Source organism: Mycobacterium sp. 48b (genome assembly GCF_048282725.1).
GTDB lineage: Bacteria > Actinomycetota > Actinomycetes > Mycobacteriales > Mycobacteriaceae > Mycobacterium.
Window position 1 is genome coordinate 6,540,212 of record NZ_JBLVUL010000001.1, and the last position, 18,285, is coordinate 6,558,496.

General features: G+C 64.8%; 21 protein-coding genes. 9 read left to right on the plus strand and 12 right to left on the minus strand.

Annotation, left to right across the window (positions count from 1 at the left end; translation table 11 throughout):
* The first annotated feature begins 19 nt into the window (after positions 1–19).
* Both ACNQR1_RS32000 and ACNQR1_RS32005 read left to right on the plus strand, forming a co-directional pair.
* On the plus strand, positions 20–835 hold the full coding sequence (locus ACNQR1_RS32000; RefSeq protein WP_418049537.1) for a carbon-nitrogen hydrolase family protein: 816 nt from the start codon (positions 20–22) through the stop codon (positions 833–835).
* Positions 832–1,725: an LmeA family phospholipid-binding protein gene (locus ACNQR1_RS32005; protein ID WP_418049538.1), complete on the plus strand. Its 894-nt coding sequence runs from the start codon at positions 832–834 to the stop codon at positions 1,723–1,725. Before ACNQR1_RS32000 ends, ACNQR1_RS32005 begins: the two co-directional genes overlap by 4 nt.
* Positions 1,726–1,741: 16 nt before the next feature.
* On the opposite strand, the gene deoC is transcribed toward ACNQR1_RS32005, so the two are convergent.
* The 6 genes from deoC to ACNQR1_RS32035 all read right to left on the minus strand — a co-directional run bounded on the left by deoC (position 1,742) and on the right by ACNQR1_RS32035 (position 5,721).
* Entirely contained in the window at positions 1,742–2,422 is a 681-nt protein-coding gene (gene deoC, locus ACNQR1_RS32010; RefSeq protein WP_418049539.1) for a deoxyribose-phosphate aldolase, read from the minus strand.
* Positions 2,422–2,838, minus strand: a complete 417-nt coding sequence (locus ACNQR1_RS32015; RefSeq protein ID WP_418049540.1) for a DUF2599 domain-containing protein — start codon at positions 2,836–2,838, stop codon at positions 2,422–2,424. Before ACNQR1_RS32015 ends, deoC begins: the two co-directional genes overlap by 1 nt.
* Before the next feature lie 4 nt (positions 2,839–2,842).
* A complete protein-coding gene (locus ACNQR1_RS32020) occupies positions 2,843–3,127 on the minus strand; it encodes a DUF2516 family protein (RefSeq protein ID WP_418049541.1) in 285 nt (94 codons plus the stop codon).
* 73 nt (positions 3,128–3,200) lie between these two features.
* Positions 3,201–3,845 (minus strand): heparin-binding hemagglutinin, encoded by a 645-nt coding sequence (locus ACNQR1_RS32025; RefSeq protein ID WP_418049542.1) that lies wholly within the window; start codon positions 3,843–3,845, stop codon positions 3,201–3,203.
* Between the two features lie 61 nt (positions 3,846–3,906).
* Entirely contained in the window at positions 3,907–4,302 is a 396-nt protein-coding gene (locus ACNQR1_RS32030; RefSeq protein WP_418049543.1) for a helix-turn-helix domain-containing protein, read from the minus strand.
* Between the two features lie 90 nt (positions 4,303–4,392).
* On the minus strand, positions 4,393–5,721 hold the full coding sequence (locus tag ACNQR1_RS32035) for a DUF445 domain-containing protein (protein ID WP_418049544.1): 1,329 nt from the start codon (positions 5,719–5,721) through the stop codon (positions 4,393–4,395).
* A gap of 106 nt (positions 5,722–5,827) precedes the next feature.
* On the opposite strand from ACNQR1_RS32035, the gene ACNQR1_RS32040 reads away from it, so the two are divergent.
* Both ACNQR1_RS32040 and ACNQR1_RS32045 read left to right on the plus strand, forming a co-directional pair.
* Positions 5,828–6,532: a TetR/AcrR family transcriptional regulator gene (locus tag ACNQR1_RS32040; protein WP_418049545.1), complete on the plus strand. Its 705-nt coding sequence runs from the start codon at positions 5,828–5,830 to the stop codon at positions 6,530–6,532.
* Positions 6,533–6,536: 4 nt separating this feature from the next.
* On the plus strand, positions 6,537–7,403 hold the full coding sequence (locus ACNQR1_RS32045) for a polyphosphate kinase 2 family protein (RefSeq protein ID WP_418049546.1): 867 nt from the start codon (positions 6,537–6,539) through the stop codon (positions 7,401–7,403).
* Between the two features lie 131 nt (positions 7,404–7,534).
* Here the strand turns inward: ACNQR1_RS32045 and ACNQR1_RS32050 are convergent, their stop codons facing one another.
* The 4 genes from ACNQR1_RS32050 to ACNQR1_RS32065 all read right to left on the minus strand — a co-directional run bounded on the left by ACNQR1_RS32050 (position 7,535) and on the right by ACNQR1_RS32065 (position 11,908).
* Complete coding sequence (locus tag ACNQR1_RS32050; protein WP_070185226.1) at positions 7,535–8,410, minus strand: cyclopropane mycolic acid synthase family methyltransferase; 876 nt, start codon at positions 8,408–8,410, stop codon at positions 7,535–7,537.
* Positions 8,411–8,562: 152 nt separating this feature from the next.
* Positions 8,563–9,423 (minus strand): 3-hydroxybutyryl-CoA dehydrogenase, encoded by an 861-nt coding sequence (locus tag ACNQR1_RS32055; protein ID WP_418049547.1) that lies wholly within the window; start codon positions 9,421–9,423, stop codon positions 8,563–8,565.
* A gap of 98 nt (positions 9,424–9,521) precedes the next feature.
* On the minus strand, positions 9,522–10,808 hold the full coding sequence (aceA, locus tag ACNQR1_RS32060) for an isocitrate lyase (RefSeq protein ID WP_418049548.1): 1,287 nt from the start codon (positions 10,806–10,808) through the stop codon (positions 9,522–9,524).
* A 278-nt stretch (positions 10,809–11,086) separates the two neighbouring features.
* Complete coding sequence (locus tag ACNQR1_RS32065; RefSeq protein WP_418049549.1) at positions 11,087–11,908, minus strand: acyl-ACP thioesterase domain-containing protein; 822 nt, start codon at positions 11,906–11,908, stop codon at positions 11,087–11,089.
* A gap of 119 nt (positions 11,909–12,027) precedes the next feature.
* On the opposite strand from ACNQR1_RS32065, the gene ramB reads away from it, so the two are divergent.
* The 5 genes from ramB (at position 12,028) to ACNQR1_RS32090 (ending at position 16,491) form a co-directional block, all read left to right on the plus strand.
* Positions 12,028–13,443, plus strand: coding sequence for an acetate metabolism transcriptional regulator RamB (ramB, locus tag ACNQR1_RS32070; RefSeq protein WP_418049550.1), 1,416 nt, complete (start codon positions 12,028–12,030; stop codon positions 13,441–13,443).
* A gap of 53 nt (positions 13,444–13,496) precedes the next feature.
* Positions 13,497–13,793: a hypothetical protein gene (locus ACNQR1_RS32075; RefSeq protein ID WP_418049551.1), complete on the plus strand. Its 297-nt coding sequence runs from the start codon at positions 13,497–13,499 to the stop codon at positions 13,791–13,793.
* Between the two features lie 3 nt (positions 13,794–13,796).
* The gene (locus tag ACNQR1_RS32080; RefSeq protein ID WP_418049552.1) at positions 13,797–15,287 is read left to right on the plus strand and encodes a hypothetical protein; all 1,491 of its coding nucleotides are present in this window, start codon (positions 13,797–13,799) and stop codon (positions 15,285–15,287) included.
* Positions 15,288–15,352: 65 nt separating this feature from the next.
* The gene (locus ACNQR1_RS32085; protein WP_418049553.1) at positions 15,353–15,910 is read left to right on the plus strand and encodes a hypothetical protein; all 558 of its coding nucleotides are present in this window, start codon (positions 15,353–15,355) and stop codon (positions 15,908–15,910) included.
* Between the two features lie 29 nt (positions 15,911–15,939).
* Positions 15,940–16,491, plus strand: a complete 552-nt coding sequence (locus ACNQR1_RS32090; RefSeq protein WP_418049554.1) for a carboxymuconolactone decarboxylase family protein — start codon at positions 15,940–15,942, stop codon at positions 16,489–16,491.
* 107 nt (positions 16,492–16,598) lie between these two features.
* Here the strand turns inward: ACNQR1_RS32090 and ACNQR1_RS32095 are convergent, their stop codons facing one another.
* Together ACNQR1_RS32095 and lpdA are read right to left on the minus strand one after the other, a co-directional pair.
* A complete protein-coding gene (locus tag ACNQR1_RS32095; RefSeq protein WP_418049555.1) occupies positions 16,599–16,868 on the minus strand; it encodes a hypothetical protein in 270 nt (89 codons plus the stop codon).
* Positions 16,865–18,259: a dihydrolipoyl dehydrogenase gene (gene lpdA, locus ACNQR1_RS32100; RefSeq protein WP_418049556.1), complete on the minus strand. Its 1,395-nt coding sequence runs from the start codon at positions 18,257–18,259 to the stop codon at positions 16,865–16,867. Before lpdA ends, ACNQR1_RS32095 begins: the two co-directional genes overlap by 4 nt.
* Between the last annotated feature and the right edge of the window lie 26 nt (positions 18,260–18,285).

Below are 18,285 nucleotides of genomic sequence, written 5' to 3' on the forward strand. Positions count from 1 at the left end.
GCGCCGCTACGCTGTCTTCATGCGAATTGCCCTGGCGCAGATCGCCACCGGTACGGACCCCTCGTCGAACCTGAAGCTGGTCGACGAGTTCACCCGGCGCGCCGCCGCGGACGGTGCCCGGTTGGTGTTGTTCCCCGAGGCCACGATGTGCCGGTTCGGTGTCCCGCTGGCACCGGTCGCCGAGGACCTCGACGGACCGTGGGCGACGGGGGTGCGCGAGATCGCCGCGCAGGCCGGGGTGGTCGTGGTCGCCGGGATGTTCGTCCCCGGCGGCGACGGACGGGTCACCAACACCCTGATCGCGACGGGCCCCGGCGTCGACGCGCACTACCACAAGATCCACCTCTACGACGCCTTCGGATTCACCGAATCACGAACCGTGGCACCGGGTTTCGATCCGGTGACGATCACCGTCGACGGGACCACGGTCGGCTTGACCACCTGTTACGACGTCCGGTTCCCGGAGCTCTACGTGGAGCTGGCCCGCCGCGGCGCCCGGCTGATCACCGTGCATGCCTCCTGGGGTTCCGGGCCGGGCAAGCTCGAGCAGTGGACCCTGCTGGCCCGGGCCCGTGCGCTGGACACCACCGGCTTCGTCGCCGCGGTGGACCAGGCCTATCCGGGCGACGAGATCGCCAAAGTCGGGCCGACGGGTGTCGGCGGCAGCCTGGTGGCCTCCCCCACCGGTGAGGTACTCGCCGCGGCCGGCGCCGAGGAGCAGTTGCTGGTCTTCGACGTCGACCTCGATGCCGCCAACCAGGTCCGGGACACCATCGCGGTGCTGCAGAACCGCTCACAGTTCGCTCAGTTCGGTAAGGCACAATCGCTGGGGTGACCGATCCCTGGGCTCGCCCAACCGACCAGTCCCCGCCAGCACCTACCCAGGAGCTGCCTCCGCAACCGCCGGCGGAACAGCCGGGTCAGGTCGACGGACAGGCGCCTGCTGCTCCCCAGCCGCAGGACACCTCGGCGCTGGCGAAGGTCAAGAAGCTGCTCTCCGATCCGCTGTCGGTGGTGCTGGTCTTCGTGATCGTGGTGGCCCTGATCGCCGCCGGTGTGCTCGGCGGTGAACTGTATGCCCGCAACCGTGCCGACCAGATCGTCGCGTCCACGGTGGAATGCGTCGTCGGCGACGGCGCGAAGGCGTCGTTCGATCCGCTGCCCCCGTTCCTGATGCAGCACGTGAGCGGGCACTACACCAACATCAACGTCGAGACGGCGGGCAACCAGATCCGCGAGGCCAAGGGCATGAAGGTGAAGCTGGGCATCAAGGATGTCCGGATCAAGGAAACCGCCGATTCCAGCGGCACCGTCGGCTCGCTGGTCGCCGACATCGACTGGAACACCGACGGCATCCGTCAGACCGTGGCCGACATGGTGCAGCTGCCGTTCATCGGCTCGGCGATCTCTGATGTGAAGACCAACCCGTCCAACGGCACCATCCAGCTCAAGGGCCTGCTCGGCACCATCACCGCCAAGCCCACCGTGGTGAACAAGGGCATCTCGCTGCAGATCATCGACCTGAGCGCGATCGGCATGTCCTGGCCACGGGAGACCCTGCAGCCGATCCTGGACAAGTTCACCGCCCAGATCACCGAGAACTACCCGATGGGGATCCACGCCGACAGCGTGCAGGTGACCGACAACGGCGTGCTGGCGAAGTTCTCGACGACGAATGCGTCGATGCCCAAGCCCGCCGACGACCCCTGCTTCGGCAAGATCTGACGAGTCCGCGCCGGGCCTAACCGGTGAGGCCGTCGAGCACCGCCCGGGTGCCCGACAGTCCGAGCCGGGTGGCCCCGGCATCGAGCATCGCCGCGGCCGCCTCGGCTGTCCGGATGCCGCCGCTGGCCTTGACCCCTACGCCGCCTCCCACCGCGCGCGCCATCAGTTCGACGGCGCGGGCGGAGGCACCGCCGCTGGGGTGGAAACCGGTGGATGTCTTGACGAAATCGGCCCCGGCGCTGACGGCGGCCCGGCACACGTCCTGCAACAGCGCCTCGCCGGCGAATTCCAGCAGTGCCGCGGACTCGACGATCACCTTGAGCGTGGCGCTCGGTACGGCGGCGCGCACCGCGGCGACCTCTGCGGCCGTGGCCCCCAGATCACCCGTCAGCGCGGTTCCGACGTCGATCACCATGTCGATCTCGACGGCGCCCGCTGCCACGGCCAGTTGCGATTCGCGGGCCTTGATCTCGGCCAGGTGTTTGCCCGACGGGAAGCCGGACACCGCGGCCACTGCAAGGCGGGGCGGGGCCGCCGCAGCCGCGGCCGCCACCAGCGACGGCGACACGCACACCGAGAACACCCCGAGATCGACGCCTTCGGCCACCAGCTTCTCGACATCGGCCACGGTGGCCTCGGGCTTGAGCAGGGTGTGGTCGACCAATGCGGCCACCTGTGCGCGTGTGTAGCCGGCCATCAGAAGGGTTCCTCACTGCCGCCGGGGTTGCATCCGGCGGCCACCATCACCTCGGGGGCCACCTCGGGCCGCCACGGCTCCAGGTTCCAGCTGGTCTTGCCGGGCTCGGCGAGTTCGGCGAACGTCCAGTGACACAGGAACTGCTCGCGCATCCCGGGCAGGTCGGCGTCGGGCGACAAGCTCAGCACCTCGGCCCAGGCCTGATCAGCCTGGGCGCCGCTGCCCGGCTGGTGGGTCAGTGCGCGGGCCGCGTCGGTGGGATACACGCGCAGGCTCGACAGGTCGCCCCATTTGGCCCATTCGACGTGGTCGACGTAGACGTACTGCCCGGGGTCGGCGACCGCACCCGGAGCCGTGGTCAGTACCGCGCCCAGCGCGATACCTGCCGCGCCGAGCGCGGCCAGTGATGAGCGCATCGGGTCAGCGCGACTTTCCCTGGATCTCCAGCAGCTTCGGCCGGACGTCGACGAGGTAGACCCCGCTGGCGCAGGCCGCGATCGCGGCGCCGAAGGCATCGCGCAGCAGCAGGGCCAGCAGCAGACTCACCCCCAGGATCGCCAGCCATACCGGCTTGGTCAGCTTGCCGGTGGCCGTGTAAGCGTCGGGGCGCTGCACGGCGGCATGCACGAATGAGTAGACGCCCACGCAGAAGACGAGGACGACCAGCACAAAGACAATGACGCCCGCAAGGTTGGCAAGTTGCACCTCACCAGCCTATGCGGGCGTCATCGTCAGCGTCGACCGACGGGGCTCAGGTCCCCGCCGGTCGGCACCGGTACTACTTCTGGGTGACCTTCTTGGCCGGGGCCGTGGTCTTCTTGGCGGCCGGGGCAGCCTTCTTGGCCGGAGCGGCCGGAGCGGCCTTCTTCGCGGCCGGGGCAGCCTTCTTGGCCGGGGTGGCCGGAGCGGCCTTCTCAGCGGCCTTCTCGGCCTTCTTCGGCAGCTCCACGCCGACCAGCTTGGCGGCACGCTCGCCGACGGCGCGGGTCTGCGAGGCCACGGTGCCCAGCGCATCCTGGGTCAGCTCGGTGACCTGGTCGGTGTAGCCCTCGACCCGGCTGGCGGCTTCCTCGATGGCCGGCTGGCTGCGCAGGCGCTCCAGCGCCGCCTCGCCGCGCTCGACCAGCTTGTTGTAGGTCGCGGTGGCCTGATCGGCGTAGCCCTCGGCGGCCTTGCGCAGCTCGTCGGAGGTGAACTTGTCGCGCAGCTCGTCGAACTGGGCCGGCAGGTCTTCCTGCAGCTTGGTCAGGCGGGCGCGGCCTTCCTCGACGCGAGCCTCGGCGTCGGTACGCGCACCCTCGGCACGCTCACGCAGGCTGGCGACGATCTCGTTGACCGTGGCCAGGGCCAGGTCGGCGGCACCGACGGCGGCCAGCAGCGGGGCCTTGAGGTCTTCGATGGTGGGCTGAGTCTTCTCGGTCATGCGAATTCCTTTCTCAGGATGGGCATTTCGTGCGAATGGTTATCGGGCAGCTGGTGAGGTGTCAGTCAGTGGTCGGCTCCTCACCTGCGTCGGCTTCGTTCTGCTGCCGAAACGATGTGTAGATGTCGAGCAGCACCTGCTTCTGCCGCTCGGTGATCCCCACGTCGTTGACGATGGCGTCGCGGACCTCACTGGGCTCACTGGGCTCCAAGATCCCAGCGCGCACATAGAGGACTTCCGCGGACACCCGAAGCGCCTTCGCGATCTGGTTGAGCACGTCGGCGGAGGGTTTCCGCAATCCCCGTTCGATCTGGCTCAGATAGGGATTGCTGACGCCGGCCTTCTCGGCCAACTGCCGAACCGATACCTGCGCCGCCTCACGCTGGGCCCGGATGAAGCTTCCGATGTCCTGCGCAGCGTTGGAGACGACAGCCGCGAGATTTTCGTCTTGCGCCATGTCATTCCCCCTCGTAGGCCGTGTATCCGTTAACGACAAAACTCACGCTACGACGGGGTGCTAACTTTTGCAAGCACTAGTTAGCGCAGGTCAGAATAGTAGTTGGGCTATCGAATAGATGATCAGACCGGCCAATGAGCCCACCACGGTGCCGTTGATCCGGATGAACTGCAGGTCACGACCCACATGAAGCTCGATCCGGCGGCTGGCCTCGTCCGCGTCCCAACGCTCGATGGTCTCGGTGATGATTGCTGTGATCTCGGTCCCATACTCGGCGACCAGGTGTTTTGCGCCGCGGATGATCCAACTGTCGACTTTGTCGCGTAGCTCGGCGTCGTCACGCAACGATTCACCGATGCGCATCACCGAGTCGGCGATCCGGGTGCGCAACGCCGAGGACGGATCGTCCACCGACTCCAGGATGATCCGCTTGGCAGCCGCCCACGCGGTCTCCGCCGCCCGGGCCACCTCCTCGCGGCCCATGATCTGTTCCTTGACGTTCTCCGCGCGCTGGATCGTCGCGTCGTCGTGCTGCAGGTCGTCGGCGAACTCGAACAGGAACCGGGTGGCCGAGCGCCGCAGCTCGTGGTCGGGATTGCGGCGCACCTTGTCGGTGAAGTCCATCAGCTCCCGGTGGATCCGGTCCCCCACCAGGTGATCCACCCAGCGCGGCGACCAGGTCGGCGAATCACGCTCGATGACGCGCTCGATGACCTCACCGGAGTTCAGCGACCACTGGAACGCCCGGTCGCACAGCAGTTGGATCAGCGCTTCCTGACGGCCCTCCTGCAGCAGGGTGGACAGCACCCGGCCGATCGGCGGGCCCCACTTCGGTTCGGCGATGCGCTTGACGATCATGCGGTCCAGCACGTGCTGAACGTCCTCGTCGCGCAGCATCTCCACGCCGACCCGCAGCACCGTCGACGCCTCGGCGGCCACCCGCTCGGCGTGCGAACGGTCGGACAGCCACTTACCGAACCGGCCTGCCACCTGGGCATCGTGCAGCTTGTTCGCGATCACCTCGGGAGACATGAAGTTCTCCCGGACGAACGTGCCCAGACCCTCTCCCAGCTGGTCCTTCTTGCGTTTGATGATCGCCGTGTGCGGGATGGGCACACCCAGCGGGTGTTTGAACAGAGCGGTCACCGCGAACCAGTCGGCGAGCGCGCCGACCATGCCGGCCTCGGCCGCAGCCCGCACATAACCCACCCAGCCTGCGGCGCCCCGCGACTGCGCCCACGTGCACAGCAGGAAGATCACTGTGGCGCCGACCAGGAAGCTCAGCGCAACCAGCTTCATCCTCCGCAAACCGCGCAGGCGCTCGGCATCAGCGGCGCTGTCCGCGCCGGCCAGCGTCTCGGCAAAACTTGGCCGCGGGCCCGCAGGCGCGCGGACTCCCGCGTCGGTTCGATGTGCCACCTTTCCATCTTGCGCCATCGCCGCGACTGACGGTCTGACCCACAGACCGGTATGCGCAGATTCGCCGTAGTATCAAGTGGAACTAGGGAATGGGACTACTGCGACTGTGGCACAGCAGACTCCGCCGGTGGCGGTGAAGACCGATGGACGAAAGCGGCGCTGGCACCAGCACAAGGTGGAGCGGCGCAATGAGCTGGTAGACGGCACCCTCGAAGCGATCCGGCGCCAGGGCAGCAACGTCAGCATGGACGAGATCGCCGCTGAGATCGGCGTGTCCAAGACCGTGCTGTACCGCTACTTCGTCGACAAGAACGACCTCACCACCGCGGTGATGATGCGCTTCGCCCAGACCACCCTGATCCCGAACATGGCTGCGGCCCTGTCGTCCAACCTCGACGGTTTCGCCCTGACCCGCGAGATCATCAAGGTGTACGTGGAAACCGTTGCGGCCGAACCGGAGATCTATCCGTTCGTGATGGCGAACAACTCGGCCAGCAAGAGCAAGGCCGTCGCCGATTCCGAGCAGATCATCGCCCGCATGCTGGCCGTGATGCTGCGACGCCGGATGGCCCAGGTCGGGATGGACACCCGCGGCGCCGAGGCGTGGGCGTTCCACACCGTCGGCGGTGTGCAGCTGGCCACCCACTCGTGGATGTCGAATCCGCGGATGACCGCCGACGAACTGATCGACTACCTGACGATGCTGTCCTGGAACGCGCTCTGCGGCATCGTCGAAGTCGGCGGCTCGCTGGAAAAGTTCAACTCGCTGCCGCACCCGTCGCCAGTTCTGCCGCCACAACTGCTTGACTGAGCGGGTGAGCGACAGAGATCTGCCTGCCCTGTGGACCCACGAACCCCATGAGCATCTGGCATTCCGCCCCGGCGACGAAGTCGCGCGAATCGACACCAACAGCACGCCGGGATTCCGCGGGAGCAAGAGCGATGCGCCCACCCTGCAGACCGAACGCAATCTCCGGCTCGCCTCGCTGCAGGAAATGCTCTACGCGCGCAGCAAGAGTGGCGACGACAACCGCTCCGTTCTGCTGATCCTGCAGGGCATGGACACCGCCGGTAAGGGCGGCATCGTCAAACATGTTGTGGGAGCGGCCAACCCCCAGGGCGTCCGGTACACCAGCTTCGGCAAGCCCACCGAGGAGGAGCGGGCCCACCACTACCTGTGGCGGATCCGCAACGCGCTGCCACCGGCCGGGCACATCGGGGTCTTCGACCGCTCGCACTACGAGGATGTGCTGATCGTCCGCGTGCACAACCTGGTGCCGCCCGACGTGTGGGGCGGCCGCTACGACGAGATCAACGCCTTTGAACGCGAATTGGTCGATGCCGGCACCACGCTGGTCAAGGTGGCCATGTTCGTCTCGCTCGCCGAGCAGAAGGCACGTCTGGCCGAACGGCTGGACCGCCCTGACAAGTACTGGAAGTACAACCCGGCAGACATCGACGAACGGCTGCTCTGGCCCAAATACGAAGAGGCCTATCAGGCCATGCTGGACAAGACGTCGACCGATTGCGCCCCGTGGCACATCGTGCCGTGCGACAAGAAGTGGTACAGCCGGTTGGCCATCACCGAACTGCTCATCGAGGCGCTCAAAGGCCTCAACATGTCCTGGCCGCCGCCGGACTTCGACGTCGAGACGGAGAAGAAGCGGCTGGCCGAGGCCTAGCGTCCTGTCCTTGCGCCGAGACTGAAGGCAAGGACAAGATCCGCGTGGATTCTGTCCCTGAGTTCAGTTTCGGTGCCGAGTATGCAAAAAGAAGGGCCCCCCGACGGCGTCAGGGGGCCCTTCTTTTCGGCTTACTTGACCAGCGTGAACTGGCCGATGTTGGTGATGCCACGACGGAAGAAGTCGGCGCAGCCGGTCAGGTACTTCATGAACCGGTCGTACACTTCCTGCCCCTGCAGGGCGATGGCCTCGTCCTTCTTGGCCTCGAGGTTGGCGGCCCACATGTCCAGCGTGCGCGCGTAGTGCGGACGCAGCAGGTGGATGCGCTCCAGCTTGAAGCCCGACCCGTCGGCGAGCTTCTCGATGTCCTCGACCGCGGGCAGCTGCCCACCGGGGAAGATCTCCTCACCGATGAACTTCATGAACTTCAGGTCGCTGATCGTCAGCTTGATGTTGTTCTCACGGAAGAACTGCTGGGTGTGCGCCAGAATCGTGTGCAGCAGCATCCGGCCGCCGTTGTCCGGCAGGATGCTGTAGGCCCGCTCGAAGAAGATCGGGTAGCGCTCCTGCTTGAACGCCTCGAACGCACCGATCGAGACGATGCGGTCGACGGGCTCGTTGAACTCTTCCCAGCCCTGCAGCCGGATCTCGACGTTGCGGTTGGTGTCGATCTTGGCCAGCCGCTTGCGGGCGTAGTCCGACTGTTCCTTGCTCAGCGTGATCCCGATGACGTTGACGTCGTGGTTGATCAGCGCACGCTCCAGGCAGCCACCCCAGCCGCAGCCGATGTCCAGCAGCGTCATACCCGGCTTGAGATCGAGCTTGCCCAGAGCCAGGTCGAACTTGGCGTTCTGCGACTCCTCGAGGTTCATGTCCTCGCGCTCGTAGTAACCGCAGGTGTAACCCATGGTCGGCCCGAGGAAGAGTGCATAGAACTCATTCGAGATGTCGTAGATCGACTGCGACTCCTCGTAGTACGGAGCAAGATCGGACTCGACGTTAGACATGCGAAAAATTACCTCTTTGCGTTTTCTGCTGCTGACGACCGTTAGTTGCGGGCCGACACGTGTTCTTACATGCAGACTCTATAGAGCGAGCCAGCAGGCCCTACTGTGGGTAGACTAGCTAAGCCTCGGCCATAGTGCCAGCGCGGGTCGATTCAGTACTTGTAGAAGCCTTGGCCCGATTTTTTGCCCAGTTGTCCCGCCTCCACCATGCGCAACAGAAGCGGCGGCGCGGCGTACAAAGGCTCTTTGAACTCGTCAAACATCTTGTCGGCGATGAGCTTCAAGGTGTCCAGACCGACCAGGTCCGACAGCCGCAGCGGACCCATCGGGTGGGACAGCCCGGCCACTACCGCCTTGTCGACATCGTCAATTGTGGCAAAGCCGCCTTCGACCATTCGGACCGCCGCCAAGAGGTACGGCACCAGCAACGCATTGACCACGAAACCGGATCGGTCGGAACAGCGGACAACTTGTTTTCCGAGAACCGTGCTGGCGAATTCCTCGACGCGCGCGGCGGCGGCCTCGTCGGTGGTCAGTGCGCTGATCAATTCGACCAGCGGCAACACCGGAACCGGGTTGAAGAAGTGCAGACCGAGAACCCTGGCAGGATTCTGGGTAGCTGCTGCGAGTTTCATGATCGGGATGCTGGACGTGTTCGACGCCAGCACCGCATCGGGGTCGGTGACGATGCGATCCAGGTCGGCGAAGATCTTGGTCTTGACGGCCTCGTCCTCGATGACGGCCTCGATGACCAGCTGCCGATCAGCCAGATCGGCGAGTGTGGTGGTGAACTTCAGCTTGCCCAGCGCGGCGTCCTTCTCCCCCTCGGTGATCTTGCCCGCACTGACTCCGCGCTCGAGGGACTTGGTGATCCGGTTGCGTCCGGCGGTCACGAAGGCGTCGGCGGTGTCGAACACCAGCACGTCCACGCCCGCGCGCGCGGACACCTCGGCGATCCCGCCACCCATCTGGCCGGCGCCGATCACACCTACTCGTTCAATTTGATTGCTCACGACTTCACTTTCTCAATACGCGGACATGCGACAGGCCCCGCCCAAGAATTCTGAGCGGGGCCTGCGCTGTCAACCCTGCGGGTCCAGAGGTCCCAGACTTAGTGGAACTGGCCCTCTTCGGTGGAACCGGCCAGCGCGGTGGTCGAGCTGTTCGGGTCCACGGTGGTGGCGATCCGGTCGAAGTAGCCGGCGCCGACCTCGCGCTGGTGCTTGGTGGCGGTGTAACCGCGCTCCTCGGCGGCGAACTCGCGCTCCTGCAGCTCGACGTAGGCCTTCATCTGCTCGCGGGCGTAGCCGTGGGCCAGATCGAACATCGAGTAGTTGAGGGCGTGGAAGCCGGCCAGGGTGATGAACTGGAACTTGAAGCCCATCGCGCCCAGCTCGCGCTGGAACTTGGCGATGGTGTCGTCGTCCAGGTGCTGCTTCCAGTTGAAGGACGGCGAGCAGTTGTAGGACAGCATCTGGTCCGGGAACTCGGCCTTGACGCCCTCGGCGAACTTCTTGGCCAGCTCGAGGTCCGGGGTTCCGGTCTCCATCCAGATCAGGTCGGCGTACGGCGCGTAGGCCTTGGCGCGGGCGATGCACGGCTCCAGGCCGTTCTGCACCCGGTAGAAGCCCTCGTTGGTGCGCTCACCGGTGATGAACGGGCGGTCGCGCTCGTCCACATCGGAGGTGATCAGGGTGGCGGCCTCGGCATCGGTACGGGCGATGACCAGGGTAGGAACGTCAGCCACGTCGGCGGCCAGACGGGCCGAGGTCAGGGTGCGGATGTGCTGCTGGGTGGGGATCAGCACCTTGCCACCGAGGTGGCCACACTTCTTCTCCGAAGCCAGCTGGTCTTCCCAGTGCGAACCGGCGACACCGGCGGCGATCATGGCCTTCTGCAGCTCGTAGACGTTGAGCGCACCACCGAAGCCGGCCTCACCGTCGGCGACGATCGGGGCGAGCCAGTTCTCGACGGAGGTGTCGCCCTCGACCTTGGCGATCTGGTCGGCACGCATCAGCGCGTTGTTGATGCGGCGGACGACCTGCGGCACCGAGTTGGCCGGGTACAGGCTCTGGTCGGGGTAGGTGTGGCCGGACAGGTTGGCGTCACCGGCGACCTGCCAACCCGACAGGTAGATGGCCTTCAGGCCGGCGCGGACCTGCTGCACGGCCTGGTTGCCGGTCAGCGCGCCCAGTGCGTTGACGAAGTCCATGTCGTGGAGCTGCTCCCACAGCACCTCGGCACCGCGGCGGGCGAGAGTGTTCTCCTCGACGACGGTTCCCTGCAGGGCAACCACGTCGGCCGGGGTGTAGGTACGGGTGATGCCCTTCCAGCGGGGGTTGTGATCCCAATCGTGCTGGATCTGCTCCGGTGACTTGGGGGTGCCCACGGTCGACATAGGACTGCTCCTTCGGTTTGTTTCAGTCGCCTTGTTCCACCGCCCGGTCGTTCGCCTTGTTAATTGCTAACGCCGTGGCAGCTTCACTGATGTGCTAACTCGACGATGGCACAGCACATATCCGCAGGTCCACCCGTTTCAGTTGCCAAGTTTCGCCAAAGCGCTTAGTTAACTTGCAAAGGTTGCGAAGAAATATGATGGCTGTACCGGTTCAGAAGCTACCGACGAGTAGCCCAAAGGTGCAGGTCAGTACGCTCGTACTGTTAAACCGGGAGGGGTCAGAGCGAGAACAGTGATGCGATCGCTTTTGTCTCGTCGCCGACGGCATATGTGAGCGTTCTAACAGTGCGATCGGAGAGCTCTTCGCCGAATTTGTCGGTCGACCCGGCCGGGTGAACATGCGACAGGATCTCGAGCTTCTCGCCGAGGGCCACCGCGGCGTCGTGCTCGATGGTCACCCGCAGCGGCTTCTCCAGCAGCTCGGGATGCGAGTACAGGTAGTCCTCGATCACCGTCCAGTAGACCGAGTTGTTCATGTGGTCGAACAGGTCGATGTCGGACACCCGCACCGGGTACTCGCGGATCTCGGCGGCATCTTCCCGGCTGCCGGCCTTCAGGTAGGACTTCCAGCGCAGCCGGGCCTCGTCGGTGGTGCGGCGCAGGCCGGACAGGAAGTCGTCGGAGATACGGGCCGGTCCCTGGGTCTCGCGGTTGATGTTGATCCAGAACGCCTCGGACTCCATCAGCCCGCCCTTGCGCCCGTCGATCCGCACCCGCATCTCACACCACCGGTTCGAGGTTCCCGAGCACCACCGCCGCATCCGCAGCATGTCCTGGAACTCGATCGGCCTGATCAGGTCGATCATCGTGCGCCGCACGATCCACAGCGGGTGCGTTTCCTCGAAGCCGAGCTCGCGCAGGTGATCGGAGCCGATGTCCTGGATATGCCGGGCCGCGGCGTCGAACCGCAGCCGACCCACCCGGTCGATGTCGCCGACCCGCAGCGGCCATTCCCGGTCGAAGACATCGGGATGGGGATCGGGCACCGGCATCATCACCTTGTTCAGCCCGGTGGTCGAATTCTGCGCGGTTCCCGTCATGATTCATCTCCAGTCGCTGTCGCCTGAGCCGATCATGCCAGGCAGCCCGATCCTGCCAGTACGGACTGAACTGCCAAGAATGCGAAGACGGCCTTCACACCCTTGTTAGGCTATTTGACGTGGCAAAAACGTTCGTCGGGTCGCGGGTGCGTCAACTGCGGAGCGAGCGTGGCCTGAGCCAGGCGGCACTGGCTCAGATGCTCGAGATCTCCCCCAGTTACCTCAACCAGATCGAGCACGACGTGCGCCCGCTGACTGTGGCGGTGCTGCTGCGTATCACCGAGGTGTTCGGGGTGGACGCAACGTTCTTCGCCTCCCACGACGACACCCGACTGGTCGCGGAGATGCGCGAGGTGGCGATGGACCGCGACCTCGGCGCCGACATGGACGTCGCCGAGGTCGCCGACATGGTCGCGGCGTATCCGAACTTCGCCCGCGCGATGGTCAATCTGCACCGTCGTTACCGGCTGACCACCACGCAATTGGCGGCCGCCACCGAGGACCGCTATTCCGACGGCAGCGGCAGCGGTTCGATCACCATGCCGCACGAGGAAGTGCGCGACTACTTCTACCAACGGCAGAACTATCTGCACGAACTCGACACCGCAGCAGAAGATCTGACCGCCAAGATCCGCATGCACCGGGGTGACCTGGCCGGGGAGCTGGCCAACCGGATGACCACGGTGCACGGGGTCCGGATCGTGCGTCGGATCGACCTGGGCGACACCGTGCTGCACCGCTACGACCCGGCCACCAAGACGCTGGAGATGGGCAACCACCTCTCCAGCGGCCAGCAGGTCTTCAAGATGGCGGCCGAACTGGCCTTCCTGGAGTTCGGCGAACTCATCGACAGGATGGTCGACGAGGGCATGTTCACCAGCGACGAATCCCGCACCCTGGCCCGGCTCGGGCTGGCCAATTACTTCGCCGCGGCCACCGTGCTCCCCTACCGCCAATTCCACGACGTGACCGAGAATTTCCGCTACGACGTGGAACGGCTGTCGGCGTTCTACTCGGTGAGCTACGAGACCATCGCGCACCGGCTGTCCACTCTGCAGCGGCCGTCGATGCGCGGCGTCCCGTTCTCCTTCGTCCGGGTCGACCGCGCCGGCAACATGTCGAAACGCCAGTCCGCCACCGGCTTTCACTTCTCCTCGTCGGGTGGCACCTGTCCGTTGTGGAATGTCTACGAGACCTTCGGCAATCCCGGCAAGATCGGCGTGCAGATCGCCCAGATGCCCGACGGCCGCAACTACATGTGGGTGGCCCGCACCGTGGAGCGCCGCGCATCGCGCTACGGCCAGCCCGGCAAGACGTTCGCGATCGGGCTGGGATGCGAACTGCGCCATGCCCATCGGCTGGTGTACTCCGAGGGCCTGGACCTCTCCGGTGAGGTGGCCACCCCCATCGGTTCGGGCTGCCGGGTCTGCGAGCGCGACAACTGCCCGCAACGTGCGTTCCCGGCGCTCGGCAAGGCGCTGGACCTCAACGAGCACCGCTCGACGGTGTCGCCGTATCTGGTGCGGCAGCCGTAGTTCTGCGCGAGATTGCTGCTCTGGACGGCCTTGAGGGGTCGTAGGCTTTGACAATGACTGGGCCGCGTCTCGAAGTGGATACCGCCGAACTGGTGGCACTCGCTGGCAAGTTCAACGACCTCGGCAAACAGTTGCAGGACACGGTCACACCCATGGAGCCCGGGCCCGACTTCCAGCCGACCTCAGCAGCGGTGACCGAGCTGGCCGTCAGCGCAGACCACGTGACGCGGGTCGCTGGTTTCAGGTTGAGTGGATACGGCATTGCGCTTTCCCAGGCCGCTTCGGCGTACGACTCCACCGATGCCACAAACGCCCAAAACGTCGACGGCACGATGCGGCCTGGCAGATAGCCGATGGTCGACACCCCGACGAAATCGCAGATCGACGCCTGGACTACCAGGCACTTGGAAAACGCGGCCAAGTTGTGGACCGAACGTGCCAATCTCATTCAAGAGAACTACGCGAAGGCCTTCAACGCCCTGAGCGGGGCGCATTGGTCCGGCGCCGGAGCAGACCAGGCCCGAGATCGGCTCTTTCGAGATCTTGTCAATATGCGTCGCGCAGAGGACCAACTTCGTCAAGCGGCAGACGTCGCCAGGAAGGGATCTGAGTCGATAGCCGATGCGCGAAAAGCCGCGTTGGCAGCCATCCGCAACGCCGAGAACCGACTCTACGAAGTCAGAGAAGACCTCACTCTCAGGGACCGATTGCCCAACTTCCCCAGCCCTTTTCGGTGGTTGAGGCAGCACCTTGCCCGTGCACTTGAAGCCGACATTCGCGCACAGGCATTAGTTCTCGCTGCGACCGACGAACGAGTCGGTTCAGACCTCAAGAAGGTCGCGGCCTCCCTGCGAGAGTTCAACTTCGAGGGGCAAGGTCCCGCACCTGACCACCCGAGCAATCCGGGTGGGCCGCGAATTGCCGGCCCTGCGGGACCGTTGAAGTACGAGCAGGACAAGTACGACCTGCAAGTTGCATTCCCCGACGGGAAGGGCCCAACACTTGGCGGCGATCCACAGACCCACGACGCCAATTGGGACCCGGTCGAGGAGGTTGCCCGAGACCCGGACAGCCAGAAGGCAAAGCATGTGCCGGACGACGGCACCCGTCCGATCCCTACCGGAACCGCAATCGGTCCCAACGGAGAACGGATCGCGTTCTTCAGCTATCCGGACGGCAAGGTAGAGGACGGGATAAACCCGTACTCGACTCCCGGCGAAGCTTGGGATTTCAGCAATCCGGACAGTCCGCAACCGCTCGGCGCGCTCAGCTATCCAGGCCCTGATGGCAAGCAAATGCCGATTTACCAACCGACCGGTGCCTACGACAAGACCACCGGCAAAATGATCGTCGTCGGAAACGTCACCAACAGGGATGGCAAGATCGAGCGGTTCATGTTTGAATCCGCCCCGGTTCAACCAGGGCAGAAGCCAGCCGACTGGATGAAGACCCTACAAATGTCTGGCAAGATCGAAGGCCTTCCGGGAGCTCGCGAAAGTCAACTGGTGGCTCTGAAAGGCGGAGGGTTCGCGTTGGTCGGTTCGGATAACTTCAACCCTACGACCGATCCTCCCCGCCAAGCGGTGAGTGCCGTCACTGCCTCAACGGCAGAGGGATTGAAATCAGCGGTTCCAACCACGATTCTCGGACCCGTTCCCACGGTCTCTGGCGGCGATCCCGCAGCACCGTACGGTCCGACCATCGTCGACACAACCTATGACCCGGTGACCGGACAAGAAATAATTGATCTTCGTGTTAGTACGTGGGACGGCGTTAATTACGACGGCGACCCAAAGCCGTATAACCCGCAGACCTACACGACAACTGTCACCGTCCAGCACTGATTGGAGCCGTTGTGAAGGATCGGAAAAGCGCACGCACGGATCCAGCGTTTCTGAAGGTGCGGACCGTGTCATTGTTCCGCTCGATAGCGCTATTTTTCGCTCTAGCAGCGCTGGTTGGCGCTGCCATCGCAGGCTGTACACGCCAGAGCTCAGGTACGGCGCAGGCAGAACCGCCGCCTCACGTGTTTCCTAACCTCAACGAGTTCACAGCCGTTAATCCGGAAGATTTCTACGTACCGCTACGCGGTGGACCGAGCTATCAATTCACCACGCCAACCAGCGTTGGGTGCGAGATCAATTTCGGCGGACCTTGGTGCTCGGGAAAATTCTCCACCGAACCCTACGAATCGACCGACAACATCTGCTCGCATGCAGGGCGATCCAACCGTGGCCGCCCTGACCGCGAACACGCTTACTCCATTGAGCGTCTCGACGGAGAGTGTCAGCCGGACACACGCCCGAACGTCAGACTGCTCGGGGTTGGGCAGAAACTGGTTGCAGACTGGGGACCCCAGGTGGGTGTATTCACCTGCGCTGTCGGCCCGGTTGATCGCGTCGCCTGTATCGACAAGGGCCACAACCACGGGTTCGTCATCGAACCCACCGGCGCCTGGACCTTCTAAGCCACTCCGCCTGTGCCAGACTCGGCGGGGTGAGTGCACTCGAGCCGGCCCGCATCGCGCCGGGCGGATTCCGTGAGCTGGGCCCGGTCAACTGGGCCATCGCCAAGCTGGGCGCCAGGGCCATCCGGGCACCGAGGTTCACCCTGATGAACGTGCTCGGCCAGCACAAGCTGCTGTTCCTGGCCTGGCTGCCGTATTCGGGCCTGCTGCTCGGCCCGCTGGGCAAGTTGTCACGTCAGGATGCCGAACTGGTCATCCTCCGGGTCGGGCATCTACGCGATTGCGAATACGAGCTGCAGCAGCATCGCCGGCTGGCCCGCAGCCGCGGTGTCGACGCCGAGACCCAGGCCCGCATCTTCAAGGGCCCTGACGCCGAAGGCCTGACCGACCGGCAGCGGGTGCTGATCACGGCGACCGACGAGTTCGTCGTCACCCGGTCGGTCTCCCCCGAGACCTGGGCTGCTCTGTCGAAGCTGCTGACCAAGCAGCAGCTCATCGAATTCTGCTTGCTGGCAGCCCAATACGACGGTCTTGCCGCCACGATGACAACACTGCGAGTCCCACTGGACTTTCCCGACTAGGCCAACCGATTGCGCCGTTTTCCACATCCGCGTTGTAGCCGCCGCCGATCAACAACCGCGCGGTAGAAAACGGCGCGGCGGCAACACCGCGGCGCCTGCCAGAAGCACTACAGGTAGGTGACCCCGAGCAGCACGAGCGAGAAGATCACCGGGGACACCGGCAACGCCCACAGGAACGCAGCCCAGGTGTGGGATTTCTGCTGATACTTACGCCACCCGAAGTATCCGCCCGCGGCACCGCCGATGAGAGACAGTGCCGCGACCAGCAGCACCCAGATGTTCACCCGGGAGCCTTCGGTCGCCAACGTGATGGCGGCCAGCCACACAATGTGGCCGACCACCAATCCGACTATGCCGGCGACGATTTCGTTTCTCAAAAGTTGATCATGTGGCCGGCCAGACCGTGGAAGCACTCTTGCAGCGCCTCCGACAGGGTCGGGTGGGTGTGCACGTTGCGGGCCAGCTCGTTGGCGGTCAGGTCCCACTTCTGCGCCAACGTCAGCTCGGGCAACAGCTCCGAGACGTCCGGCCCGATCAGGTGCCCGCCGATCAGCTCGAGGTGCTTCTTGTCGGCGATCAGCTTCACGAAACCGGTCGGGTCGGCCAGGCCGTGGGCCTTGCCGTTGGCGGTGAACGGGAATTTGGCGACGACGACGTCGTAGCCCTCGGCCTTGGCCTGCTCCTCGGTGAGACCGAAGCTGGCCACCTGCGGCTGGCAGAACGTGGCGCGCGGCATCATCCGGTAGTCACCCAGCGCGAGAGTCTCAGCGCCGCCGATGGTTTCGGCTGCGACGACGCCCTGGGCCTCGGCGACGTGGGCCAGCTGCAGCTTGCTGGTGACGTCACCGATGGCGTAGATGCCCGGCACGTTGGTGCGCATGTAGTCGTCGATGGCGATCGCCCCGCGGTCGGTCAACGACACCCCGGCGGCTTCCAGGCCGAAGCCCTCGACGTTGGGCGCAAAGCCGATGGCCTGCAACACCTTGTCGGCCTTGAGCTCTTCGGTGTTGCCGTCCTTACTCACGGTGACCTTGACCGTCGAACCATCGTCCGAGATGCCCTCGACCTTGGTGCCGGTGAGGATCTTGACGCCCAGCTTCTTGTACTGCTTCTCGATCTCCTTGGAGACCTCGGCATCCTCGTTGGGCAGTGCGCGCGGCAGGAACTCGACGATGGTGACGTCGACGCCGTAGTTCTTCAGCACGTAGGCGAACTCCATGCCGATCGCGCCTGCGCCGGCGATGATGATCGAGCCCGGCAGCTCGCGCGAGAGGATCTGGGTTTCGTAGGTGACGACGTTGTCGGACAACGAGGTGCCCGGCACCAGTCGGGTAGACGATCCGGTCGCGATGATCGCGTTGTCGAACGTGAGCTCCTCGGTCCCACCCTCGTTGAGCTTCACCGACATCGACTTGGGCCCGGTGAAGGTGCCGTAGCCGTGAACCTCGGTGATCTTGTTCTTCTTCATCAGGAAGTGCACGCCGGCGACGCGGCCGTCGGCGACCTTGCGGCTGCGATCGAAGGCCGCGCCGTAGTCGAAGGTGGCCTCACCGCTGATGCCGAAGGTCTTGGCTTCCTTGTTGAAGATGTGTGCGAGTTCCGCATTGCGCAGCAACGCCTTGGACGGGATACACCCGACGTTGAGGCACACGCCGCCCCAGTATTTGGGTTCGACAATTGCGGTGCTCAGCCCCAATTGGGCGGCACGAATGGCCGCGACGTATCCACCGGGGCCAGCTCCGAGAACGACGACGTCAAAGTGGGTCACGACCCCACCCTAGTGGGCGGCGCAAT